This window comes from uncultured Caldilinea sp., assembly GCF_937128415.1.
Classification (GTDB): Bacteria; Chloroflexota; Anaerolineae; order Caldilineales; family Caldilineaceae; genus Caldilinea.
Map to the genome: position 1 here is coordinate 75,242 of NZ_CAKZMJ010000096.1, position 22,283 is coordinate 97,524.

The following is a 22,283-nucleotide window of genomic DNA, read 5'->3' on the forward strand; positions in this document are numbered from 1 at the left end:
CAATGCATCATCACGCAACAAGGAGGCAGCGATGAGCACAGTGGTTATGGATGCAGACCGGCCGGCGGCGCGCAGCGAACAACTGGCCGAGATCAATCAAAAGCTCGACCTGTTGGCGCAGAGCATCGGCGTGTTGGGCGCTCAGGTCAACTACCTGATGGAGCGGGCCGAGGCGGAGCGACGACGTCAGCAGATGTGGGATGACCTCTTTGCGGATCTGAAGCCGGTGCTCAACGACATGTACGCCGCAACGGAGGAGCAGCTCAGCGAGATGCAGCAGTTCGTCACGCTCGACGACATTCTGGAGCTGGTCAAGCGGTTGGCGCGCAACACGCGCACACTCAACGAAATGCTCGACCTGTTGGAGAGCGCCCACGACTTCGTCAAGGACGCTTCGCCGTTGACCAAAGAGATGGTGACCGAGGCCACGGATCGCCTGGCCGAGCTGGAGCGGAAGGGCTACTTTGGCTTTGCACGTCAGAGTTTCTACGTCATCGATCAAATTGTCACCTCGTTCAGCGAGGAGGATGTCAAACAGCTCGGCGACAACATCGTGCTGATCCTCAACACCGTCAAGGCGTTGACGCAGCCGCAGATGATGACGCTGCTGAACAACCTGACGCAAGGCTTCCACGAGGCCGAGGCAGAAGCGCGGGCAGGCAAACTGGACATCGGTTACCTGGCGCTGCTCCGGAAGATGCGCGATCCAGAAGTGCGCCGCGGCCTCGCCATTACGTTGGAGACGCTGCGCCGAGTTTCGGCGCAATCGCCGAAAGGGTAAGAGTGTAGTGCGTGGCGCGTGTTTCGTAAAGGTGCGCACCACGCCATACGCAACACGAGATAAAGAGCATGCGTTTCAAACCAGTGAATTGATGAAAGGATGGTTGTACTATGGCGACGAAAGAATTGAATGTCTCCCTGGACGCCGAAGGCTTCCTGACGGATCCGAATCAGTGGACGCCCGAAATCGCCGAAGCGATGGCGGAGGAAGAGGGCATTGCGCCGTTGACCGAGCGCCACTGGAAAGTGATCAACTGGGTGCGCGAAGAGGCGGCGCGCACCGGCGAGTTCCCTTCGTTGCGCGCCATCAGCAAGCGCTCGGGCGTGGACACCAAGGAGCTGTACGAGCTCTTCCCGAAGGGGCCGGCGCGCAAGATTGCGCGCTGCGCAGGCTACCCCAAGCCGAAGGGATGCATTTAAGAGAGGGGGAGCGTTGAGCAAGGCCGGGGGGCGGCGGCGATGGCAGACCCGGCCCCCTCGCCTCTCAACGCCCGGCATGAACTGAATTTTTCGCAACTGGATTCAACGCAAGGAGAGCGATTATGTCTGGAGAACGCAAACTAGCGATCATCTGCTCCAAGGGCAGCCTGGACATGGCCTATCCCGGCCTGATTCTCGCCAACGCCGCCCGCATGATGGGCATCGAGGCCGATCTCTTTTTCACCTTCTGGGGCATGGACATCATCACCAAGGACAAGGTCGATCACCTGAAGGTGACGCCGGTGGGCAACCCGGCCATGCACATGCCGCAGTTCGTCGGCGGCCTGCCCGGCATGACCGACATGGCGACGGCAATGATGAAGCGGGAGCTCGAGAAGCTGGACATTCCCCCTGTGCGCGAGTTCCTGCAGATGGTGCACGACGCCGGCTGCGGCATCTACGCCTGCAAGATGGCCGCCGAGATGATGCACCTGAAGCGCGAGGATCTGGTCGACGAGGTCGATGACATCATCGGCGCCATGGAGTTCCTCGAGAAAGCGGAAGGCGCGCAGTTGCTCTTCATCTGAGCTTATCGCGGAGGCCTGAGCGCTTTGGAAAGCAAGTCAGACCTCCGAAGCAAGGCTCCTCTTCTCAGGAGGGAGAAGGATTGACGCCGGAAGATTGAAACGCGTAGCGCAGGGTTCCGTCGGGCAGGGGAGCGTAATGGCCGAAGAAAAAGGGGCCTTCCAGCGCCCGCGGCAACAGTTCAAACAGATCATCGACCAATGGATAATCGGCGAGCGCATCTACGGCCACCCAGGTCAACGTTCCCTCTGCGGACGGCCAAAAGGTGCGCTCGGTCGTTTCGCCTACAAAGACGAACATGAGGATGCCGGGGCGTCTTCCAAACTCATCGAAGCCGGCGTCGATGGTGACGACGCCCCGCAGCGACAACGCCTTGACTTCAAGGCCCGCTTCTTCCCAGACTTCTCGCACTGCGGCGGCGTAGACATCCTCCGTCGGCTCGACGTGGCCGCCCAATCCGTTGTATTTGTTCGCCCATAGTCGTTTGGTCGGCGCGCCTTTCAGCAACAACACCTCGCGCGCGCCGCTTTCCGGATTGACGGAGGTCAGAAAGACCAGCACGCGCGGAACGACGAGATGGCGCGCGCTCGACTCCCTTGCGCCTTGTTCAGCAACGTTCATGCACTCACCTTTTTTCTCTGCGCCTTTCCACTCTGCGTTGCACCGATTTTCATAGCAGGCGATGCTCCGCCAGCGCCTCCACCTTTTCGGTTCTCATGCACCAGTCGTTTTTGACGACCTGCAGCGATGCAAAAGTCGTCTGTCCAAAATGGACATCGCGATGCGCCTGAAGGAGGTCGATCAGGAGCGGCAAGGCGGAAGGAGGACGCTGAAAGCGCATCAACGTCATGTGGGCGGTGACGAGGCGATAGCGCACATCCAGGCCCTGGCCCAAATTGCGGCGATGCAGCGCTTCTCGCAATCGATCTCGCAACGCGTTCAGAGCCTCGTTGCAGGGAAACCCCTGGCAGAGAATTGCGCCCGGCGCGGCTGTGACGCCGCGGAACTCCACTGTAAAACGCTCCGCCTGAGACAACACTTCTGCACAGGCGTCCAGATAGTCGCTCAACCGGGCGAAGTGCGGCTCCCACCGCTCCGTGGCCGTAAAGAGCGACAGAATCGTCACATGCAGATCCGTCGCTCGATAGAAATATTGCTCCGGCTCGACCTCGACCATGCGGCGGATGAACGTCATCAGGCGCTCTCTCACCTCCGGAGACGGACGCGCGATCACCGTCACGCCGAGCCGACGGTCGTTCTGCGGCTCGGCAAGATAGGGATCGATTTCCACGCGACCTTCGGCGTAGTGCGCCATAGCCTGTCGCCAGAGCGCATCGTAAATGGGAGCGATCTCAAGAGCCATTTCGATTCCCAATCGTTGTCACCGGCGGATGGTTCCCGTCCTCTAGAGAAAGAGCGCCGGCTTGCTCATCGACTTTCAGTTTCATGGAGCGTTTCTCGACGTTAGAGCCAATTCCCACCGTTCCGTCGTCACATCGTCCAGATAATCTTCGTCCACGATCGCTCCATGTCCGACGCCCGTCGGCACGGTGAGGGTGCTGTCCGGATTCAGCGTGAACCGATTCCTGACGATGTCGCGTTTGAAATAGCGGTCGTTGGCGCTGATGTCTCCGGGCAGGGTGAAATTGGGCAAACTCGCCAGCGCCACGTTGATGGCGCGGCCGATGCCCGTCTCCAACATTCCGCCGTGCCAGACCGGAATGCCTGCAGCCTGCGCCATGTCGTGGATGCGCTTGGCGTCGCCCAGGCCGCCGATGCGGCTCGGCTTGATGTTGATGACGTCGCACGCCTTCATCTCGATCGCCCAGCGCGCATGGTCCGGCGAAACGATGCTTTCATCCAGGCAGAGCGGCGTCTTGAGCTGCGGCTTGAGTTTGGCGTGGTCGAAAATATCGTCATGCGCCAGCGGCTGCTCGATCAACAACAGGTTAAAGCGGTCGAGTTCGGCGAGGTGAGCGGCGTCCTCCAGGCGATAGATGCTGTTGGCGTCCACCTGCAGACGCAGGTTCGGCCAGGTCTCGCGCACCGCGCGCGTCGGCTCGACGTCCCAGCCCGGCTTGATTTTAAGTTTGATGCGCGTGTAGCCCTCGTTGAGGTACCCTTCGACGACCTTGAGCAGCGTTGGAATATCTTTCTGGATGCCGACGCTGACGCCGACCTCCACGCGCTCGCGCACGCCGCCGAGCAGGCTGGCCAGGCTACGGCCTTCGCGGCGCGCAAACAGGTCCCACACCGCAAACTCCAACCCGGCCTTGGCCATGCGGTTGCCGCGGATGCGCGCAAAGGCCGGCGTCACGTCCCAGGGGCTGGCAAGCTCGGTTTGGAGCAAGATCGGCACCAGATAATCCTGCATGATGATCCAGGCTGTCTTTTGGTTTTCCTCATTGTAAAAGGGATTTTCGCCCACCGGCGATTCCCCCCAGGCGACGAGGCCTTCCGCTTCGATGCGGACGATGATGGCGTGGCTGCCCTGTTCGCGCCATCCGCTTGTTTCAAAGACGGAGACATAGGGGAGAAAAATTTTCCGAAGCTCGATGCGTTCAATGCGCATGATTTACCTTCTTCCAGGAAGCTTGGTGAAATTTATAAAAATAGTTTTGGCAACTCGCAATTGTACAAATTTTACTCAGTTGGAGCGAATCGCCACGGTGGGCGCGCAAGGGCTCTCTTCACCCTGCACACAAGGAGGAATCGATGAAAGCCAGACGCAGCGCCCCGCCAACATGACAGAAGACAGTCAGCGCGACTATAATGCGCATAATTTCTTTTGCAAATTTGCGAACATTCCTGCGAAATCCAAACAACTCAAGGAGCATTTCTTATGGCCATGCGCGCGGATTACATCTGGATGAACGGCAAGATCATCCCGTGGGATGAGGCGAAAGTGCACGTTTTCACGCATGCGCTGCACTACGGCAGCAGCGTCTTCGAGGGCATTCGCGTCTACGAGACGACCAAGGGGCCGGCCATCTTCCGCGGCCGCGAGCACTATGAACGGTTGCTCTACAGCGCCAAGGTGGCGCGCATCCCTTCGCCCTATACGATCGACGATTATATGCAGGCCACCAAGGATGTCGTGCGCGCCAACAATCAGCGCAGCGCTTACGTGCGCCCGTTGCTCTTCCGCGGCTACAACACGCTTGGCGTCGACGGTCGCGGCTGTCCGGTGGAGGCGGTGGTGGCGTCGGTGCCGTGGGGCGCCTATCTGGGCAAAGAAGGGCTGGAGCAGGGCGTGGATGTGCAGGTCAGCTCCTGGCGACGCATGGCGCCGGACACTCTCAACGCGCTCGCCAAGATCGGCGGCCAGTACGTCAACAGCCAAAACATTGTCATGGAAGCGCGCGACAACGGCTTCGCCGAGGGCATTGCGCTCGACATCAACGGCTACGTCTCCGAAGGCAGCGGCGAGAACATCTTCGTGATCGTGAAGGGCAAAATCTACACTCCGCCCCTGTCCAACAGCATCCTCGGCGGCATCACGCGCGACTGCGCCATGAAGATCGCCGCAGAATTAGGCTACACGGTCGTCGAGGCGACCATCCCGCGTGAGATGCTCTACATGGCGGATGAAATTTTCTTCACCGGCACGGCGGCGGAGATTACGCCGGTGCGTTCGGTGGATCGCATGCCTGTTGGCGACGGCAAACGCGGGCCGATCACGGAGCGCATTCAGGCGCGTTTCTTCGGCATCGTCGAGGGCGAGCTGCCCGACACCTACAACTGGCTGACGCCGATCGAGTGACCCGCTTGCCAGGCGACAGTCGCTTGGACAGGGGCTGTCGCCTTTTCCCTTCCCGGAACCTCTCCGACGCCTCCCATCGTTGGACTACTGGAAATCAATACGACCGGCGTATCGGACGAAGGAGGGGAAGCAATGTCGTATCTGGACCGCATTCGCGCTGCACACGCCGATCCTGAGCTGCTTGAGCAGACTTATCGCAGCGCGGTGCAACAAGGAGAACGCGAGGCGTTCATCCGCGCATTAGAAGACGCCTATGCGGCAACGCCGAATCATTTGCTCTACGGAGCCTGGCATTATCGATTGGCCTATGAGCTTGCGCGTCCGGCGCGACGAGTCGTTCCGTGGCTTGCCGCCGTTGCACTTGCTGTGGTCAACGGGTTGGTCCTCTGGTGGCTTTCTTCCGAGCGATTCATGGTGCAAGTGGAAGGGAGCGACTATCTTCCGCTGGTGTTGCTTGTCTGGGCGCCCATCAGCGCCATCTCTGTGCTTGCGTTGTTGTCAAGGAGCGGCGCCGGACAGCCTTGGAGGGCGACCGGCTTAGGCGTCGCTGCGGCAGCAGTGGCCGCCTATCCGCTGTGGGCGTACGCGTTCATCGGAGACGTTGCGCTGCAACGCCACTACCTTGAGCAGATGATCCCTCACCTGGCGCTGCTGGCGTGGGCCTCGGTCGGCCTCTTCGTGTTGCATGGACGCAGCGCTCCGTTGAATCGTTTTGCGTTTCTGATCAAATCGCTGGAAATTTTCATCACAGCGGGATTGTTCGCTATCGCCGGCGGCGTCTTCGTTGCGATTACGGTCGGGCTGTTCGAGGCGCTCTCCATCACCCTGTCCGACGTCGTCATGCGCCTGTTGATCTTCGGTGGCGCCGGCCTGATTCCCGTGTTGGCGACGACGCTCATCTACGACGCAAATATTGCGCCCTCTGCACAGTCATTCGAGGATGGGCTGAGCAGAGTGATCGCAGCGCTGATGCGCGCGCTGCTGCCGCTCACACTGGTGGTGCTCGTCATCTATCTTGGCTTCATTCCTTTTCGTTTTTGGGAGCCTTTCCAAAACCGCGATGTGCTGATCGTCTACAACGCCATGCTCTTCGCCGTCATTGCGCTGTTGGTGGGGGCGACGCCGATCCAGCCTGAGCAATTGGCGCCCGCGCTACGCGTTTGGCTCCGACGCGGCCTGGTTGCGGTTGCAGCGCTCGCCATCGTGGTCAGCCTGTATGCGCTGGCGGCGATTGGGTATCGCACGTGGGAAGGCGGAATTACGCTCAACCGGTTGACAATCATCGGCTGGAACGTGATCAACGTTGGCATCCTGGTTCGACTTCTGCTCCACCAAAGGCGAGCGAACCTTTCGACCTGGGCGCGTGAGATGCAGGCCACCTTCGCTGCAGGGATGCCGGTCTACGCCGTCTGGGCGCTCTTCGTTGTGTTCGCAACGCCCTGGCTGTTCCGTTAGGGCGAATTGTGATTGGAGGGGGATCGGCGCAGTTAAGGCTTGGCGCTCAATTCCAAGGGCGCAACGATTTTTGCACTGCGAGCGCCCCACCCGCCGCCGCCGGGCGTCTCAATGCGCAGGCGATCGCCCGGCTCAAGCCGACGCGTGAATTTAGAAGGCAAGGCGACTTCGTCGCCGTTGCGCGATAGGAGCAGGTTGCGACCCGGCGCGCCCGCTTCGCCGCCGGCAAGTCCCCAGGGCGCAACGGCGCGGCGCTCGCTGATCATCGTGACGGTGACAGGCGCCAGAAACTCATACTCGCGCACGATGCCGTCCCCGCCGCGATGCGCTCCTTCGCCGCCGCTGCCCGCACGCAGGCCATAGCGCCGCACGCGCAACGGGTACGCCATCTCCAGCGCCTCCACTGGCGTGTTGAGGGTGTTGGTCATGTGCACCTGCACGCCGCTCACCCCGTCTCCCTCGGGGCCGGCGCCCATGCCGCCGCCGATGGTTTCATAGTAGGCGAAGGGCCGTCCATCCTCGCGCAGGCCGCCGATGGTCAAGTTGTTCATCGTGCCCTGGCTGGCGGCGGGAATCCGATCCGGCAGCGCCTGCGCCAGGGCGCCGAGCACCACGTCCGTAATGCGCTGCGAGGTCTCGACGTTGCCGGCGGCCACCGCCGCCGGCGGCCCGGCGTTGACAAGTGAATTGTAGGGCGCCACCACGTGCACCGGCGCAAAGCAGCCGGCGTTCATCGGCAGCTCTTCATCCAACAGACAGCGAATGACGTAGTAACAGGCCGACTGCGTGATCGCGATGACGGCGTTCAGCGAACCATGCACTACCGGCGCCGTGCCGGTGAAATCGAAAGTGATCTCGTCTCCGGCAATGGTTGCAGTCACCCGGATCGGCGTCAACGTCAGGCGATCTTCCTCGATCAGCTCGATCACGTCCTCGAAGGCGTAGGCGCCGTCGGGCCAGCGGGCAATGGCGGCGCGCGTGATGCGCTCGCTGTAGCGTTGCAGATGGTCTGCGTAGGCAAGCGCCTCCTCCAACCCATGCCGGGCTGCAAGCTCGCGCAGGCGACGGATGCCGACAGCCGCCGCAGCGCGCTGCGCCGCCAGGTCGCCGCGGCGTTCATCCGGCGTGCGCACGTTGCGCAGAATCAGGCGCAACACATCCTCATTGAGCGCGCCGCCGTGATAAAGCTTCAGCGGCGGAATGATGATGCCTTCCTGAAAAATCTCGGTGGAGAGCGGCAACGAGCCGGGCGTCATGCCGCCCACGTCGGCGTGATGGGCGCGGCTGGCGACAAAAAAGACGGGCGTTGGGGGCTGCGCCTCTCCGTCGACGAACACCGGTGCGATCATCGTAATGTCCGGCAGGTGATTGCCGCCCTCGAACGGATCGTTGACGATGACGACGTCGCCGTCTTGCCAGGTCGGGAAACGATCAAGGATCGTGCGCACGCTGGCCGGCATGGCGCCGAGATGCGCCGGGATGTGCGCCGCCTGCGCCACGAGATTCCCCCGCCCGTCGAAAATGGCGCAGGAGAAATCGAGCCGCTCCTTGATGTTGGGCGAATACGCCGTGCGTCGCAGCGTGACGCCCATCTCTTCGGCGACGCCGGCGAAGCGATGGTGATAGAGCTGAAGCGTGACCGGATCCATGGCATTCTCTTGCTGTTTTTTTGCGTCGCTGCGTCTTTGCGGCTTTGCGTTGCATCTATCTCACACCAGACTCTCGATCTTCTTGGCGAGCGCCACATCGAGGTCGCTGATGCGATTGCCGGCTTCATGGGTGACAAGGTCGATCGTCACGCGGTTCCACACGTTGCACCATTCGGGGTGGTGGTTCATGGTGTTGGCCTCAATGGCGACTTTGGTCATAAAACCAAAGGCGGCGGTGAAGTCGGCGAATTTGAAGGTCTTGTGCAGCTTGCCGTTGACGACCTCCCATCCAGGCAGTTCTGCAAGCGCAGCCTGAAGCTGCGCGTCGGAAAGTGCATTGGCTTTGGACATAGAATGAACTTCTCCTTTCTAAAAAGGCGACGCTCCAGAGGCAGAAAAAGGGGGTTGAAGTCACCGACGGAAACGTCGCTGCCGTCGACTGTCGCCCCCTTCAATTCCAGGGCGGTCGGCCACATCGGGAATCGCCGGCAGCGGCGCGTCGGCGCTCATGCCGCTGCGGATGATGCGCTCCATCTCGGCGACAATGTGCGGGTCAGTCTCCACCGGTCGATAGGCGGCCAGACGACGCTCCACCTCTTCGACGGCGCGCTGCCAGAGGGTCTTCGCCCCGGCGCGCTCCCACCCTTCCCGATTCTTGCGGTCGTAGACCGGGCCAGGCAAATACAGGGAGCGTTCCCAGTGCTTCAGCGTGTGCTCGGCCGTGATCATATGCGCCTCGGCGAGCTGCGCATCGACCAGCGGACGCGTGGGCAGGTCTTCGATCACCTGCAGCGGCTGCACCAGTTGCAAGACCTGCCCGCACACCTCGTTGTCGAAGACCAGCTTGGGCAGGCTGAAGACGAGCACGAAGTCCAGCATCCCAGGCCCGGAGACCGAGTTGACGCCGGCCAGCGCAGCCAGGAGGGCGCTGCCGAAGGTCTCGGCGCCCGCCTGGGCGTCCAGCTCTTTGGCGTCGCTCAACGCCATATACGCCTGCACCGGCAGACCCAGCCGTCTCCCCACCTGGGCGTTGATGGCGTCGAGATGCAGCGCCTTGACGCCCAGCATGGGCGAGGTCGTCTCGCGCATATGGAACTCGGCCGGTGCGCCGCCGTAGAGCACCGCCGCACCTGGACGAAGGATCTGGCTCATCACCACGCCGGCCAGCGTGTCCACCGTGTGAAAGACCGCTGCGCCCACCAGCGTCACCGGCGCCGTCAGCCCCATCAACGTCACCGGCACGATCTCCACCGGAATGCCCGCCTCCACGCAGTCGATAAGGTTCTGGCAGGAGTCCTCGCTGTAACGGAAGTTGCCTGTGGCCGTGATGGTGAAGATCGACATCGGCCGGGCGCTCAGGTCGTTGCGGTCGCGGCGGAAGAGCTGCATCATCTCCGCCATGCGCGGCACGCCGTGTTCGGTGAAGGCGCCGGAGACGACCGGCCGTTTGGAGTGGAGCAGGCAGAGATAGAGCCGCCACGCGTCGGAGACGTTGGCTTCGATGTCGCCGCCCGTGGAAAAGGCGGTGGCGAGATAGCGAATGTGCTCCAGGCCGTCGCACAGCCGCACGTACTCCACAAAGTCGGCGGTGGTCGCCTCGCGCACGAAGCCGGTGCGATGATCCTGCACCTTCAACCCGCTGGAACCGGGCGTGAAGTGCGTATGGTCGCCGCCGATCTCGGCGTGGGGACGGCCGTCGCGGTCGTAGAGGACGAAAGACGAAGGCGCGCTCGCCAGCGCGCGGTCGATGACATCGGCTGGGAAGAGGATGCGACCGGCGGGCGTGGCGGGCAACCCGGCTTCGAGCAGGCGGTTGCGCAGCGCAGGCCCGCGAATCTCCATGCCGACCTCGGCGAGGATGGTGCGCGCTTCGTCGATGATGCGGTCGATCAACGCCGGTTCAGCCACATCAAGTCGAGGACGCAGCATGATCTCACCCCCTGGCGTGCAGCCATTTCAATCTTTTGCATTCGTCTTCCTGGAAGCTCGGCGCCATCTGGAAGAAGGCGGTGCGCATGATTCGCCCAAATGTGAGTCAGGCGATTTTGTTCAACCTGCTTCGAGCAAGTTTTTCACAGCGACGGCTTCCTGCGCCAACGCAACGGCGCCTTGCGCGGCGTCGTTGGTGAAGACCTCGGCAGGGATGCCGCCGGGCAGCCCGTTTGGATAGCGCGTGGGAATATAATAGCTGTCCGGCAAGCTCCAACGCAGCGCCTTTTCTGCAAAGGCAGGCTCATAGTGAGCGGCAGCGGCGCAAAGGCGCTCCACCGAATGTCCAAGCACAATCTCTTCACCCTGCGCATACAGGAAGGCTTTGAGCGCCTTCTCCGCCACCTGTTGGGAGAGAAAGCAGGCCAGATGCCAGGCGCCTTCACGCGCGAGATGATCGGCCCAGCGTAAGTCCACTGCAGCCTGGGCGAGCCATCGCTCAGCCTCCCGCCGCCCGCTCTCTCTCATAAAGCACCTGTCCGGTCGCCAAAATCTGTCGCAGAAACCCTCGGTCCTGCATCTGTGTGAACTCTTCCGGCGTGTAGACCAACAGATCAAGGTCTACGCCGACGTTCAAATCTCGCCGCAGTCTGGCCATCCTCGTCAGAAAATCCTCTGAAGACTCCATCACCACCAGCAGGTCGAGGTCGGTGAAGAGGTCCTTGCGTCCCGCCGCGTAGGAACCGAAGAGGATCACGCGCTCCACTTCCGGCATTCGGCGCAACTGCGTCAGAATGCGCTGCAGCGCCTCCTGCAAGGCTGCAGCATAGGCGGCGCGGCGGGCGGCGAGGTCTCCAGGCTGCGTCATGATTTGGAAAGCGTCTATTTGCGATGCTGCTTCACCATCTCGGCGAAGCGGGCGAAGAGCAGGTCGGCGTCATGCGGCCCTGGGCTGGCCTCCGGATGATATTGGACGCAAAAGACCGGGCGGTCGGTCAGGCGCAGCCCTTCCACCGTGCCGTCGTTGAGGTTGCGATGGGTGACGACGGCGTTGGGGGGCAGCGTTTCCTCATCGACCGCATAGTTGTGATTTTGCGCCGTGATCTGGACGTTGGTGGCGTCGATGTCGCTGACCGGCTGGTTGCCGCCATGGTGGCCAAACTTAAGCTTATAGGTGCGCGCGCCCAACGCCAGCCCGATGATCTGGTGACCAAGGCAGATGCCGAAGGTGGGAATGCCCGTCTCCAGCAGCTCGCGCACGGCGGCGGCGGCATAGGGCACGCCGGCGGGATCGCCGGGGCCGTTGCTGAGAAAGATGCCGTCGGGCTGCATCGCCAACACCTCGCTGGCGGGCGTCGAGGCCGGCACCACGGTCACGCGCAGGCCGTGGCTGGTCAACCGGCGCAGGATGTTCTGCTTGACGCCGAAATCATAGGCCACCACCAGGGGTTTCGTTTCGTCGTCGGCCGCACTTACGGCCTTTTGGGCAGCAGCTGAACCCAGATTGCGCCCCGCAGGCACCGGCGTCCACTCGCTGCGCGTGCCGTCCACCCAGTTGTATGGCTCGGCGCAAGTCACCTCCTGCACGAGATCGCGACCGTCCAACCCTTCCCACGCGCGCGCCAGCTCCAACAACGCCTCTGCGCTGTGGGAGCCATCGGTGCACAGCGCAGCGTGCATGACGCCTTTCTCGCGAATGCGCCGCGTCAGCGCGCGCGTGTCCACCTCACTGATGCCTGGAATGCCATGTCGCGCCAGATATTCGTGCAATGTGGCGTTGGCGCGCCAGTTCGAGACCACCGGACTCACCTCGCGCACGATGAAAGCCGTCACCTGCGGCTGGTCGCTCTCGACGTCCTCGGCGTTGACGCCGGTGTTGCCGACGTGCGCCAGCGTCATGCACACCATCTGCCCTCGATAGGAGGGGTCGGTGATGATCTCCTGATAGCCGGTCAGGCTGGTGTTGAAAACTACCTCGCCGACGACAGTCTTCGCCGCGCCAAACGCCTCGCCCTCGTAGATGGAGCCATCCTCTAAAACCAGTAGCGCCTTCACGTGTTTTTCGCCCTCTTCAAACTGCCTTCAATTCTTCGATTCGTCTCAAAACAATCTCGAGCACCGTGCATCCGCCTCCCATGCGGCGGACGCCCTCTTATTTTATAGTGAAGCGCAACAAAGATGAAAGCCTACACAAAGCCTCGCAGAGTTTTCCGCTTGACAAAAAACACAAGGTCGCAAGCGCCAAGAACATCCAGATCGAATATGCACATATTTTCTAGATCAGGAAAAAACGTGCAAAAACATCTTGACAACGGCTGCAAATCTTGCTAACATGAACAAGTGTCCAGCATTGAGAACAATTGTGCAAATATTCCGTTGTTTAGCAAGCAGAAGGAGTGACCCATGCAAACATCTCGTTTTCACCGCATTGGCGCTTGGGTGAGCCTGTTGCTCATCTTCGCCGTTGTCCTCGCCGCTTGCGGCCCGCAGGCCGCCCCGTCTGCGGCGCCGGCGCAACAGCCGGCTGCGCCTGCTGCGGCGCCGGCGATGGAGGGAGAATGGACGCTCGCCAAAGCCGCTGAGCCGTACAAGGGCGTCTCGATCAACTGCGTCTTTTTGGATCGTCCAGGATACCGCGCTGCGATCGAGCTGCTGCCTGAATTCGAGCAGATCACCGGCATCGACGTCAACTGGGAGATCATGCCCTATGAGAACAGCCGCGAGAAGCAGGTGCTGGACTTCACGGGCATGACCGGCAACTACGACTGCATCCTGATCGACGTCGTGTGGATCGGCGAGTTTGCGGCCTCCGGCTGGGTGGTGCCTCTGGAGCGCTTCTACAACGATCCGGCGCTGGCCGACCCGGAGCTCAACCTGGCGGGCTTCTTCCCCATCTTGCTAGAATCCTTCGGCACGTGGGACAATGTGATCTACGGTCTGCCCTTCGACAACTATTCCGGCGTGCTCTTCTATAACCGTTGCATGTTGGAGGAGGCCGGCTTCGACGGCCCGCCGCAGACCTGGATGGAGCTGAAGGATGTCTACGGCCCGGCGTTGACAAAGGACGGCAAGTACGCCTTCGCGTTGCAGTCGCGGCGCGGCGAGACGCAGTCGGCGGACTCGTTCATGCGCATGATCTGGCCCTTCGGCGGTTCGTTGTTGGATGAAAATTTTGAGCCGAACCTGACTTCGGAAGGCTCCCTCGCCGGCCTCCGCTTCCGGCAGGACCTGATGAAGTACATGCCGCCGGACATCGTCGAGTGGGATCACGACGAGACGGTGCAGGGGCTGGCGCAGGGCAACGTCGCCATGATCACCGAGTGGAGCGCCTTCAACGCCTATTTCACCGACCCGCAGACCTCTCGCATCGTTGACTGCATCGACTATGCGGTGGAGCCGGCCGGTCCGGTGGGGCCGCGGCCTGCGCTGGGCGGCTTCTCGCTGGGCGTCAGCGCCAACAGCTCGCCCGAAAAGCAGGCGGCGACCTGGCTCTTCATCCAGTGGATCACCTCGGAAGCCAAGGCCAAGGATTACATCCGCGCCGGCGGCGTCTCCGGCCGCATGAGCGCCTACGAGGACCCGGAGCTGCAGGCGCAGTATCCGTACTTCGAGCCGCTGGTCATCTCCTGGAAGGAGTACGGCAACCCGGTCTTCCGCCCGCGCTTCCCCGAATGGCCGGCCATCTCTGAGCTGATCGCGCAGACCGGCACGGAGATGATGCTGGGCAGCATTTCGGTCGAGGACGGCGCCAAATTGTTGAACGATCAGATTCGCCAGATTCTGGATCAGGCCGGCTACTATTCCGGTCAGAAGCCCAAGTTGCAGTAAGGGAAACGATGTATGAGCGGCGCAGACTTTCATGCAATGGCTGCGCAGGCGATCCGTGAGGTGGGGGCGGTGCTGGCCGCCCTCTCCTCCGACGACGCCGAGCGCATGTGCGACGAAATCCTGCGCGCCCGGCGCATCGCCTGTTACGGCGTCGGACGCGAGGGGTTGATGATGAAGGCGCTCTGCATGCGACTGATGCATTTGGGCCTCGACGCCCACGTTGTCGGCGACATGACGACGCCGCCGATCGGTCCAGGCGACCTGTTGATCGTCAGCGCCGGGCCGGGGGCCTTCTCCACCGTGCTGGCGCTGATGGGCGTGGCGCAGGAGAGCGGCAGCCGCACGATGGTCGTCACAGCGCAGCCGCAGGGCAAGGCGGCGCAACAGGCGGACGTCGTCATCCATCTGCCTGCACAGACCATGGCGAACGACCAGACGGCGCCGAGCAGCATCCTGCCGATGGGCAGCCTGTACGAAGCGGCGCAGTTGATCTTCTTCGATCTGATCTCCATCCTGTTGCGCGAGAAGACCGGTCAGACCCCAGAGGAGATGCGGAGCCGTCACACGAATCTGGAATAGGCGAACCCATGTCGAAATCAAGAGTTAACTGGCCTGCTGTAGCGCTGATTGCGCCGGCCGTCATCATTCTGCTGGCGGTCGGCATCTATCCTTTGCTCTTTGCGCTGGACGTCAGCTTTCGCCAATACCAATTGACCAAACTCTATCTGGGAACCGACTACGTCGGTTTTCAGAACTACGTCGCCGTCTTCAACGACGCGCTTTTCTGGCAGTCGCTCGGGCGCACCGCTCAGTTTTTCGTGTTGACCGTGCCTGCGCAGATTGTATTCGGCGTGTTGATCGCGCTCTTCATCGACGGCATGCGCTGGAAGGCGCTCTCCTTCCTCATGCGCGTATTGCTCGTCATCCCGATCGCCATCACGCCGACCGTCGTGGGGTTGGTGGGCCGGCTCCTGTTCAACCGCGATTTTGGCTTCATCAACTACCTGTTGAGCCTGGTCGGTGTTCCGCCGGTCTCCTGGCTGGGCGAGCCGCTGCCGGCGATGGTGACGATTGCGCTGGTGGACATCTGGCAGTGGACGCCCTTCGTTGCGCTGGTGATGATCTCCGGGCTGTCGCTCATCTCCCAGGAGGTGTTGGAGTCCGGCAAGCTCGACGCCGGCGGCGGCTGGAATCTCTTCTGGCATGTGCAGGCGCCGTATCTGCTGCCGGGGTTGACCGCAGTGCTGATTCTGCGCACGGCGGACATCCTCAAACTCTTCGACATGGTCTTTGTCTTGACGCGCGGGGGGCCAGGCGTTTCCACCGAGCTGGTGAGCGTCTACATCCAGCGCGTCGGGTTTCGCATCTTCGACATGGGCGTGGCCTCGGCGCAGGCGATCCTGTTGCTGATCCTCTGCATCGTGCTTGCGCGCGGCTATATCCGCCTGTTTTACCGGGAGGTGGAAGCATGAGCGTTGCTCCACAGGCGCGCAGCGTCAGACGCACGCGCTTCAACCGCCATCTGTTCACCCATCTCTGGCAGGGCGCCGTGGCGCTGCTGTTGATCGTGGCTTTTCTGTTGCCGGTCTACTGGATGGTCACCACCGCGCTGAAAACGACCGCCGACACCTTCGCCGTGCCGCCGGTGCTGCTCTTTCAGCCGACGTTCGAGCATTTCCGCATCGTCTACGAGGAGGGGTCGGTCGCCAAGAGTCTGGTCAACAGCCTGATCGTGGCGACGTCGGCGACGCTGCTTTCCGTATTGATCGGCGCGCCTGCGGCCTACGTGCTGGCCCGCTTTCAATTCCGCGGCAAGGCCGACCTGTGGTTCTGGATCATCACCAACCGCTTCATCTCGCCGATCGTCGTGGCGCTGCCCTTTTTCCTGATCGCGCGCGACCTGCGCCTCCTCGACAAGCACATCGCCCTGATCCTGGTCTACCTGACCTTCGGCATCCCGCTGGTGGTGTGGCTGTGCGTTGACCAATTCCGCGCCGTGCCGCGCGAGGTCGATGAGGCGGCCACGGTGGACGGCGCCAACCTCTGGCAGGTCTTCTTCCGCATCAATCTGCCGCTGGCCATGCCGGGCATCGTCGTCTCGGCGATCCTCGCCTTCATCGCCAGTTGGAACGAGCTGATGTTTGCGCTGGTGCTGACGCGCGCCGAGGCGCGCACGGCGCCGGTGGAGGCCGCCAACTTCATGACCGGCTTCGGCATTCGCTGGGGGCCGATGATGGCGACCGGCACGCTGATCGTCCTGCCCGTGTTGATCTTTGCCCTGCTTGTCTCGCGCAACCTCGTGCGCGGATTAACGATGGGAGCCGTCAAATGAGCAACTTTCAATTCGGCGTCAACCTTGGTTTCGCCACCAAGCGCTGGCCGGAGCCGGAGGCGTGGACGGCGCTGGTGCGGGAGACGCTCGATCTACGCCTTGTGCAGTTCACCTTTGACCTGCTCGACCCCTGGTGGCCGGAGGCGGATCGCCGCCTGTTGGCGCAGAAGACGCGTCGCGCGGCTGAAGCCGCCGGCGTCACAATTCACAGCGCCTTCGTGGGGCTGGCCTCGTACACCTACAACGGATTGTTGCATCCAGAGCCGGCCGGCCATCGCACCGGCCTGGAATGGTGGCGCCGCGCCGTCGAGACGGCGGCGGAGCTGGGCGCCACTGCGGTCGGCGGCCCGCTCGGCGGCATGAGCGTGCGCAGCTTCCAAAACGAAGAACGAGACCGACTCTATCCGCGGCTGCTGGAGGACGTCTGCAGCATCAGCGAGTGGGCTGCGGCGGCTGGATTGCAAGAACTGCTGATCGAGCCGACGCCGCTTGTGCGCGAAATTCCGCATCAGGTCGACGACTCGCTGCAGCTGCTCGCCGACCTGAAAGACAAGACGGCCACGCCGGTGCGCTACGTGCTTGACGTCGGCCACGCCCTCTATCGGCCGCTCTACGGCGCCGACGCTGCGCTCGACCCCTGGTTGGAGGCGCTCGGCGAACACATCGGCCTCTTTCACCTCCAGAACACCGATTTTCAGAGCGACTCTCACTGGGGGTGGCCGGACCCGCGCGGCTGCTTCGATGTGGCCGCCTTTGCCCAGACGCTGCGGCGTCATCGCCTGACCGATCGGCCGATCTTTCTGGAGGTTTTCTATCCCTTCGAGCTGGCGGACGCAGCGCTGCTGGAGAACATCACGCAGTCGGTTGAGCATTGCCGAAGGCTGCTCGGGTGATGCGCACCAGGGCCGCCAGTGGCGCGACGGCGTCTACGCAAGCTCGTCGTCTGCATTTTCTGACCTTGCCTGCTGCGCCTCCGTCAGTGCGCGCAACAAGCCATCGATGACGGTCGCCTGCGCACGATACCTGGCAGTCGCCGCTGCGTTGGGGGTGCAGAGGGTTTGCGGCGGGTTGAGCGTCTGCATCAACGCGTTGAGGTCTGTGGCATATCCTAGCGCTGTGAACGCAACGCCCGCTGCGCCGAGCAAACTGGCCTCGGTGCAGCGGGGGCGCACTGTGCGCAAGCCGGCGGCGTGCGCCAGCAGCTGCGTCAACAGGTCGCTCTGTGCGCCGCCGCCGGCGACGCACACCTCGCGCAGAGGAACATCCATCGGATTCAGGCGACGAAAGATGCGCGCCGCCTGGATCGCCAGCCCTTCGTAAACGGCGCGCAAATAATGCGTGCGCTGGTGACGCTCCTGCACGCCCAGGAAGCCGGCGCCCAAGACGCCGGGCGCTTCTTCGCTGCGCTCGTCTGCGGCTGAAAGGTAGGGCAAGTAGATCAGGCCATCGGCGCCGGGAGGCAGCTGCTCCAACGCCGACTCCAGCGCCGTCCACCGGGCGCCGGTTTCGACCTCCGGATAGAGCAGCCGCCGCCAGTAGTCGAGATTGACCATGCCGGCGCCGGTGGCGACAAAACGCAGCCAACGGCCCGGCTGTTGGGGATGGGAGACAAGATAGCCGATCTCCGACGGAGCAAACGAAGTCACCCAGCGCTGATGGATGGCCGCCGTGCCCCAGATGGAGGACGCCTGCGTGGGCAGGACGGCGCCTGCGCCGAGCGCAGCCGCAAGCACATCGAAAGGGCCAACGTAGACCGGCAGGCCGGCCTTTACACCGATGCGGTGGGCGACATCGGGGAGGAGCGTCCCGCGCGGTTGCAGCGGCGAGGTCGGCTCTAACAGCAGCGGCTGCATCCACTCGAGGTCAAGGAGTTGCAACACCTGCGCTGCGCTGTGCGCAAAGTCGTGGTGCGGTGGATGTGCGTGGCCATAGGTGTGCTCGAAGTTAGCGATGCTCACGCCGACCCGGCCGGTTAACACGCATCCGATCCAATCTTCGGCAAAGCCGAGATAGCGCACATGCGCCAGACGTTCAGGCAGATGCGCTTTCAGCCAGGCCATCTGCGTGGTCTGGTGCGCCGAGGTCGGATAGGTGCCGGTCATCTGGGCCACGGCGGCGAGCCTGCCCTCGCTGCGCCAACGTCGCAAGACCTCGTTGCTGCGACCATCGCGCCAGATCAGCGCCGGCCCGGCCGGACGCTGCATGCGATCCAGCGGCCAGGCGCCGTCGCCTTGCGCCGTAACGGCAACGGCGACGATGGACGCCGCGTCTTCGTCGGCGCTGCATTCCTGCAAAACTTGCAGCGTTGCAGCCGCCAACGCATCCATATCGACCTCGAACGCGGGCGGCTGCGCCAGGCGATAGGGCGTGGGGTGCTGGCGCAGAGCGCCGATGCGGCCATCCGTTGAGACTACGCCCGCTTTGATCGAGGTCGTGCCGACGTCAACGGCCAGGATTAAGGGAGCAAGGTATTTGTTCGTCACTGTGCAGTCACCATAGAATTAGGTTTGACCTGACAGCGGGGCGATCGACAGGCCCCCTAGCTTTTTACACGAATGCAAAAGCATGATGGTTCATCGACACACGGGCGACGACGCAATCGACAATCTCGATCTCTTGATTGAGGTCGCCGAAAAATATTATGTTGATCAATTGACGCAGGCGCAGATCGCCGAACTCTATCATATCTCGCGGAGCACCGTCTCCCGCTTGCTCAGCAAGGCGCGCGAGGAGGGAATCGTGCGCATTCAGATTGTCCGCCCGAAGGTTCGCCAGAGCCATCTTGAACGCAGGTTGCGCGAACAATTTGGGCTGCAAGAGGCCATTGTCATCGACGTCCAACAGTATCCGAACCAGGCGGAGGAGCTGCGTCGTCTGGTGGGCGTTGAGGCGGCGCCCTTCGTCGACCCCTTGATCAAGCCGAACATGCTGGTCGGCGTCGGACGGGGGCGCACGCTGGCGGAGCTGGCCTATGGACTTTCCAAGCTCGCCACCCCGCGCAACATCACTCTGGTGCAGTTGCTCGGCGACATCGACATCAAGCACTCTCTGGCGCGCGGGGCGGAAATCACGCGCATCCTGTGCGAAGGCTACGCCGGCGCCGGCTATTTCTTGAACGCGCCTGCGCTCGTGCCCGACCGACAACTCGCTCAACTTTTGTTGCAATCTTCCAATATCCAACAGGTGAGCGCCTTCTACGATCGGCTCGACCTGGCGCTCGTCGGCATCGGCGCCCTGCACAATTCGCCGCTCGTGTTGGCCGGGCTGCTCGACGAGCCGGAGATCACGCGGCTGGCCGAGGCGGGCGCCGTCGGCGACATCTGCGGCCATTTCTACACGGTGCAGGGCGAGCTGGTCGACGACGCCTATCCCGGCGTCTCTATCGGCATCCGCTGGGAGCAGTTGCTGGCCTGTCCGCAGCTCGTCGTCATCGCCACCGGCCCGGAAAAGGTGGCGCCGATTCTAGGCCTGCTGCGCATTCAGATGATCGACGTGCTCATCACCGACGCCTGGACGGCCGAGCAGGTGTTGCACGCCGCTCAGGAGATGTGAGTCCGGCGCTTCACGCCGTCGCCGACTGAGTCAAGAGCACAGGCTGCATTTCCTCCTCGTGCACGCCGCCCTGTTCATCCTTCCATAGCCGCCATCCGCGCGCCGCCGGTCGCGAGGCCACCACCTGATGCAACGCCCCGTCGATGAAATGGAACGCTGCTCCGTCGTCCGCCGCGTAGCCAGGTTGGATGCGTCCTTCCGCCAACAGGCGATGAAAGGCCGGACGCCGCGTCGCTTCGCCGTCGTAATGTGGGCAGAAGCTGCCAGGCAAAAAGCCCAGGCAGGCCATCACATCCGGCTGCGGGGCGATGGAGTCGGTGACCCCCTGCTCGAACCAGCAGTTGGCGCCGGCGCTGACGCCCGCAAGCACGATCCCCTGTGCATACGCCTCGCGCAGGATGGAAGGCAATCCCCACGCCTCCCACAGCGCCAACATGCTCTTCGTATTGCCGCCGCCGACGTAGATGATGTCCTGGGCCAGCAGCACGCCCCTCGCATCTTCCGGCGGCGCAGCGAAGAGCGAAAGATGCGTCGGGCGGCAACCCAATCGGCTGAACGCCCGGTAAAAGTTGAGCGTATATTCCAAACTCTCGCCGCTGGCCTGCGCCAGAAAACACACCTTCGGCGTCGCCTTCCCACACTGGCGAATCACGTACTCGTCAAGCGCCGGGTTCTCCGGCTCCATAGAGAAGCCGCCGCCGCCCATGGCGATGATCTGTCGCATCGTTTCCACCTTCCGTTGTTGAATCTCTCGATAAGCATATCATAATCGAGCGCGTGGATGGAGCCGCGCCCCCAACAGTCGCAAGCAATCCAGAATCACGCGCATAGTTTGACGCAACCCACTCCATGCAGTAGGATCAAACTGTTTCGCAAACGCATCGCAGGGAGAATGGATGCAGCGCCCGCCGCGACCTGATGCGAGGCGCTCTCATTTCAGAGTGGAGAAACCATGACGACAGAGACCACCCTTCAAGATAAGATCGAGCTGTGTCCTCCAGCGCTGCAGGCGATCATCGAAGAATTCCGTGAAGCGTCTCCGCGCGACCGCATGGAATATCTGCTGGAGTACGCCATGAACCTGCCGCCGTTGCCCGAACGCTATGTGGCGCAGCGCGACAGCATGGAGCAGGTGCACGAATGCCAGACGCCGGTCTTCCTCGCCACCGAAATCGACGGAGACGGCGTGCACTTTTATCTGGACATCCCGCCGGAGTCGCCGACGGTGCGCGGCTATGCTGCGATTCTGGCGGAAGGGTTGAACGGCGCCAGGCCGGAGGAGGTGCTGGCGACTCCGGAAGACGTCTACATGCTCTTGGGGCTGCATGAAGTGATCACGCCGCAGCGCGTGCGCGGTTTGCACGCCCTGTTGCTCTACATGAAAAAACAGGTGAAAAATCGCCTATGACTTCCAGGTCTTCTTTTGTGCGGTGCCCCTATTGTCGGCGCAAATTGGATCGAGAACCGAAACGAAAGACCAGTTGCCCTCATTGCGGGCAGCCCATCTACGTGCGCGGCGGGAAACTGGTGCGTGAAGACCAGCTTGCGGAGGCCAAGACGAAACCAAATTCAAGAAAGCCAACTTCCGGGGGCAGCGTCGTTGCATCGACCAGCGCTAAAAAGCCGGCGCACCCGAAGCCAAAGCTTCAAGGACAGCTCGCCGCCGACATGAAGAAGCGCAAGGAAACCTACAGCCAGAAAGACCTGATGGCCGGACTTCAACTGCTGTTGCAAATTGCGGGCGTCCTGATCGCAGGGGGCGGACTGGGCAAGATGCTCTCGAGCTTCCTCGGAGGAGACAACAGCGCGGTGCGCAGCGAAGCAGGCGTCGCCGGCATGTTGGAAGGCGTTGATGTCAATCAGCTGCTCCAGTCCGTCTCCGAGGCGTACACCTCGCTCAATGAAGAAGAGCAATTCCAGATGCGCGCAGTGGCGACCTGGCTTCAAAACGGATTCCAGCTGCCGGCGGAGCGCAGAGCAGAAGCATAGG

Annotated in this window: 24 protein-coding genes; 13 read left to right on the plus strand and 11 right to left on the minus strand. The window is 62.3% G+C overall.

What is annotated here, in order from left to right:
• Positions 1-31: 31 nt before the first annotated feature.
• From Q0367_RS18765 to Q0367_RS18775, 3 genes are all read left to right on the plus strand, one after another.
• Entirely contained in the window at positions 32-781 is a 750-nt protein-coding gene (locus Q0367_RS18765) for a DUF1641 domain-containing protein (protein ID WP_297629669.1), read from the plus strand.
• 110 nt (positions 782-891) lie between these two features.
• A complete protein-coding gene (locus tag Q0367_RS18770) occupies positions 892-1,200 on the plus strand; it encodes a TusE/DsrC/DsvC family sulfur relay protein (protein WP_297629676.1) in 309 nt (102 codons plus the stop codon).
• Positions 1,201-1,322: 122 nt separating this feature from the next.
• Positions 1,323-1,787, plus strand: coding sequence for a DsrE/DsrF/DrsH-like family protein (locus tag Q0367_RS18775; RefSeq protein ID WP_297629679.1), 465 nt, complete (start codon positions 1,323-1,325; stop codon positions 1,785-1,787).
• Positions 1,788-1,851: 64 nt separating this feature from the next.
• Here the strand turns inward: Q0367_RS18775 and Q0367_RS18780 are convergent, their stop codons facing one another.
• From Q0367_RS18780 to menC, 3 genes are all read right to left on the minus strand, one after another.
• Positions 1,852-2,406 (minus strand): NUDIX domain-containing protein, encoded by a 555-nt coding sequence (locus Q0367_RS18780; RefSeq protein WP_297629682.1) that lies wholly within the window; start codon positions 2,404-2,406, stop codon positions 1,852-1,854.
• A gap of 49 nt (positions 2,407-2,455) precedes the next feature.
• Positions 2,456-3,148, minus strand: coding sequence for a 2'-5' RNA ligase family protein (locus Q0367_RS18785; RefSeq protein ID WP_297629685.1), 693 nt, complete (start codon positions 3,146-3,148; stop codon positions 2,456-2,458).
• An 81-nt stretch (positions 3,149-3,229) separates the two neighbouring features.
• Positions 3,230-4,357 carry an o-succinylbenzoate synthase gene (gene menC, locus Q0367_RS18790; protein WP_298984095.1) on the minus strand — a complete coding sequence of 376 codons (1,128 nt, stop codon included), beginning with the start codon at positions 4,355-4,357 and terminating at the stop codon, positions 3,230-3,232.
• Between the two features lie 276 nt (positions 4,358-4,633).
• Here menC and Q0367_RS18795 point away from each other — a divergent pair, with 276 nt between their 5' ends.
• A complete protein-coding gene (locus Q0367_RS18795) occupies positions 4,634-5,548 on the plus strand; it encodes a branched-chain amino acid transaminase (protein WP_363325894.1) in 915 nt (304 codons plus the stop codon).
• 132 nt (positions 5,549-5,680) lie between these two features.
• Positions 5,681-7,003: a hypothetical protein gene (locus tag Q0367_RS18800; RefSeq protein ID WP_297629692.1), complete on the plus strand. Its 1,323-nt coding sequence runs from the start codon at positions 5,681-5,683 to the stop codon at positions 7,001-7,003.
• Between the two features lie 32 nt (positions 7,004-7,035).
• Here the strand turns inward: Q0367_RS18800 and Q0367_RS18805 are convergent, their stop codons facing one another.
• The 6 genes from Q0367_RS18805 to carA all read right to left on the minus strand — a co-directional run bounded on the left by Q0367_RS18805 (position 7,036) and on the right by carA (position 12,636).
• Entirely contained in the window at positions 7,036-8,652 is a 1,617-nt protein-coding gene (locus tag Q0367_RS18805) for a hydantoinase B/oxoprolinase family protein (protein ID WP_297629694.1), read from the minus strand.
• Positions 8,653-8,712: 60 nt separating this feature from the next.
• Entirely contained in the window at positions 8,713-9,003 is a 291-nt protein-coding gene (locus tag Q0367_RS18810) for a 4a-hydroxytetrahydrobiopterin dehydratase (protein WP_297629697.1), read from the minus strand.
• Positions 9,004-9,063: 60 nt separating this feature from the next.
• On the minus strand, positions 9,064-10,581 hold the full coding sequence (locus Q0367_RS18815) for a trimethylamine methyltransferase family protein (RefSeq protein WP_297629700.1): 1,518 nt from the start codon (positions 10,579-10,581) through the stop codon (positions 9,064-9,066).
• Between the two features lie 120 nt (positions 10,582-10,701).
• Positions 10,702-11,109, minus strand: a complete 408-nt coding sequence (locus tag Q0367_RS18820) for a HEPN domain-containing protein (RefSeq protein WP_297629703.1) — start codon at positions 11,107-11,109, stop codon at positions 10,702-10,704.
• On the minus strand, positions 11,081-11,449 hold the full coding sequence (locus tag Q0367_RS18825) for a nucleotidyltransferase domain-containing protein (RefSeq protein ID WP_297629705.1): 369 nt from the start codon (positions 11,447-11,449) through the stop codon (positions 11,081-11,083). The genes Q0367_RS18820 and Q0367_RS18825 overlap by 29 nt, the downstream gene beginning before the upstream one ends.
• A gap of 14 nt (positions 11,450-11,463) precedes the next feature.
• A complete protein-coding gene (carA, locus tag Q0367_RS18830) occupies positions 11,464-12,636 on the minus strand; it encodes a glutamine-hydrolyzing carbamoyl-phosphate synthase small subunit (protein WP_297629708.1) in 1,173 nt (390 codons plus the stop codon).
• 348 nt (positions 12,637-12,984) lie between these two features.
• Here carA and Q0367_RS18835 point away from each other — a divergent pair, with 348 nt between their 5' ends.
• The 5 genes from Q0367_RS18835 to Q0367_RS18855 are packed head-to-tail and all read left to right on the plus strand — an operon-like array spanning position 12,985 to position 17,634.
• Positions 12,985-14,409: a sugar ABC transporter substrate-binding protein gene (locus tag Q0367_RS18835; RefSeq protein WP_297629711.1), complete on the plus strand. Its 1,425-nt coding sequence runs from the start codon at positions 12,985-12,987 to the stop codon at positions 14,407-14,409.
• Positions 14,410-14,421: 12 nt separating this feature from the next.
• Positions 14,422-14,988 (plus strand): 6-phospho-3-hexuloisomerase, encoded by a 567-nt coding sequence (gene hxlB, locus Q0367_RS18840; RefSeq protein WP_297629714.1) that lies wholly within the window; start codon positions 14,422-14,424, stop codon positions 14,986-14,988.
• Positions 14,989-14,996: 8 nt separating this feature from the next.
• Positions 14,997-15,881 (plus strand): carbohydrate ABC transporter permease, encoded by an 885-nt coding sequence (locus Q0367_RS18845; RefSeq protein WP_297629717.1) that lies wholly within the window; start codon positions 14,997-14,999, stop codon positions 15,879-15,881.
• Positions 15,878-16,741, plus strand: coding sequence for a carbohydrate ABC transporter permease (locus Q0367_RS18850; protein WP_297629720.1), 864 nt, complete (start codon positions 15,878-15,880; stop codon positions 16,739-16,741). The genes Q0367_RS18845 and Q0367_RS18850 overlap by 4 nt, the downstream gene beginning before the upstream one ends.
• Positions 16,738-17,634, plus strand: coding sequence for a sugar phosphate isomerase/epimerase (locus Q0367_RS18855; protein WP_297629723.1), 897 nt, complete (start codon positions 16,738-16,740; stop codon positions 17,632-17,634). Before Q0367_RS18850 ends, Q0367_RS18855 begins: the two co-directional genes overlap by 4 nt.
• Positions 17,635-17,667: 33 nt before the next feature.
• Here Q0367_RS18855 and Q0367_RS18860 read toward each other — a convergent pair whose 3' ends face one another.
• Positions 17,668-19,224, minus strand: coding sequence for an FGGY family carbohydrate kinase (locus Q0367_RS18860; RefSeq protein ID WP_298984099.1), 1,557 nt, complete (start codon positions 19,222-19,224; stop codon positions 17,668-17,670).
• Between the two features lie 82 nt (positions 19,225-19,306).
• On the opposite strand from Q0367_RS18860, the gene Q0367_RS18865 reads away from it, so the two are divergent.
• Positions 19,307-20,293 (plus strand): sugar-binding transcriptional regulator, encoded by a 987-nt coding sequence (locus Q0367_RS18865; RefSeq protein WP_297629730.1) that lies wholly within the window; start codon positions 19,307-19,309, stop codon positions 20,291-20,293.
• A gap of 10 nt (positions 20,294-20,303) precedes the next feature.
• Here Q0367_RS18865 and Q0367_RS18870 read toward each other — a convergent pair whose 3' ends face one another.
• The gene (locus Q0367_RS18870) at positions 20,304-21,017 is read right to left on the minus strand and encodes a peptidase E (RefSeq protein WP_298984101.1); all 714 of its coding nucleotides are present in this window, start codon (positions 21,015-21,017) and stop codon (positions 20,304-20,306) included.
• 228 nt (positions 21,018-21,245) lie between these two features.
• Here Q0367_RS18870 and Q0367_RS18875 point away from each other — a divergent pair, with 228 nt between their 5' ends.
• Positions 21,246-21,701 carry a SufE family protein gene (locus tag Q0367_RS18875; protein ID WP_298984103.1) on the plus strand — a complete coding sequence of 152 codons (456 nt, stop codon included), beginning with the start codon at positions 21,246-21,248 and terminating at the stop codon, positions 21,699-21,701.
• A 260-nt stretch (positions 21,702-21,961) separates the two neighbouring features.
• Entirely contained in the window at positions 21,962-22,282 is a 321-nt protein-coding gene (locus tag Q0367_RS18880) for a hypothetical protein (RefSeq protein WP_298984105.1), read from the plus strand.
• Position 22,283: the final 1 nt, after the last annotated feature.

Coding starts and splice junctions, on each gene's coding strand:
- Q0367_RS18850 (WP_297629720.1), top strand. CDS start 15,878: ATGAGCGTTGCTCCACAGGCGCGCAGCGTCAGACGCACGCGCTTCAAC.
- Q0367_RS18810 (WP_297629697.1), bottom strand. CDS start 9,003: ATGTCCAAAGCCAATGCACTTTCCGACGCGCAGCTTCAGGCTGCGCTT.
- Q0367_RS18875 (WP_298984103.1), top strand. CDS start 21,246: ATGACGACAGAGACCACCCTTCAAGATAAGATCGAGCTGTGTCCTCCA.
- Q0367_RS18765 (WP_297629669.1), top strand. CDS start 32: ATGAGCACAGTGGTTATGGATGCAGACCGGCCGGCGGCGCGCAGCGAA.
- Q0367_RS18880 (WP_298984105.1), top strand. CDS start 21,962: ATGAAGAAGCGCAAGGAAACCTACAGCCAGAAAGACCTGATGGCCGGA.
- Q0367_RS18800 (WP_297629692.1), top strand. CDS start 5,681: ATGTCGTATCTGGACCGCATTCGCGCTGCACACGCCGATCCTGAGCTG.
- Q0367_RS18785 (WP_297629685.1), bottom strand. CDS start 3,148: ATGGCTCTTGAGATCGCTCCCATTTACGATGCGCTCTGGCGACAGGCT.
- menC (WP_298984095.1), bottom strand. CDS start 4,357: ATGCGCATTGAACGCATCGAGCTTCGGAAAATTTTTCTCCCCTATGTC.
- Q0367_RS18795 (WP_363325894.1), top strand. CDS start 4,634: ATGCGCGCGGATTACATCTGGATGAACGGCAAGATCATCCCGTGGGAT.
- Q0367_RS18815 (WP_297629700.1), bottom strand. CDS start 10,581: ATGCTGCGTCCTCGACTTGATGTGGCTGAACCGGCGTTGATCGACCGC.
- Q0367_RS18865 (WP_297629730.1), top strand. CDS start 19,307: ATGATGGTTCATCGACACACGGGCGACGACGCAATCGACAATCTCGAT.
- Q0367_RS18775 (WP_297629679.1), top strand. CDS start 1,323: ATGTCTGGAGAACGCAAACTAGCGATCATCTGCTCCAAGGGCAGCCTG.
- Q0367_RS18835 (WP_297629711.1), top strand. CDS start 12,985: ATGCAAACATCTCGTTTTCACCGCATTGGCGCTTGGGTGAGCCTGTTG.
- Q0367_RS18770 (WP_297629676.1), top strand. CDS start 892: ATGGCGACGAAAGAATTGAATGTCTCCCTGGACGCCGAAGGCTTCCTG.
- Q0367_RS18825 (WP_297629705.1), bottom strand. CDS start 11,449: ATGACGCAGCCTGGAGACCTCGCCGCCCGCCGCGCCGCCTATGCTGCA.
- Q0367_RS18870 (WP_298984101.1), bottom strand. CDS start 21,017: ATGCGACAGATCATCGCCATGGGCGGCGGCGGCTTCTCTATGGAGCCG.
- Q0367_RS18855 (WP_297629723.1), top strand. CDS start 16,738: ATGAGCAACTTTCAATTCGGCGTCAACCTTGGTTTCGCCACCAAGCGC.
- Q0367_RS18820 (WP_297629703.1), bottom strand. CDS start 11,109: ATGAGAGAGAGCGGGCGGCGGGAGGCTGAGCGATGGCTCGCCCAGGCT.
- hxlB (WP_297629714.1), top strand. CDS start 14,422: ATGAGCGGCGCAGACTTTCATGCAATGGCTGCGCAGGCGATCCGTGAG.
- Q0367_RS18845 (WP_297629717.1), top strand. CDS start 14,997: ATGTCGAAATCAAGAGTTAACTGGCCTGCTGTAGCGCTGATTGCGCCG.
- Q0367_RS18780 (WP_297629682.1), bottom strand. CDS start 2,406: ATGAACGTTGCTGAACAAGGCGCAAGGGAGTCGAGCGCGCGCCATCTC.
- Q0367_RS18805 (WP_297629694.1), bottom strand. CDS start 8,652: ATGGATCCGGTCACGCTTCAGCTCTATCACCATCGCTTCGCCGGCGTC.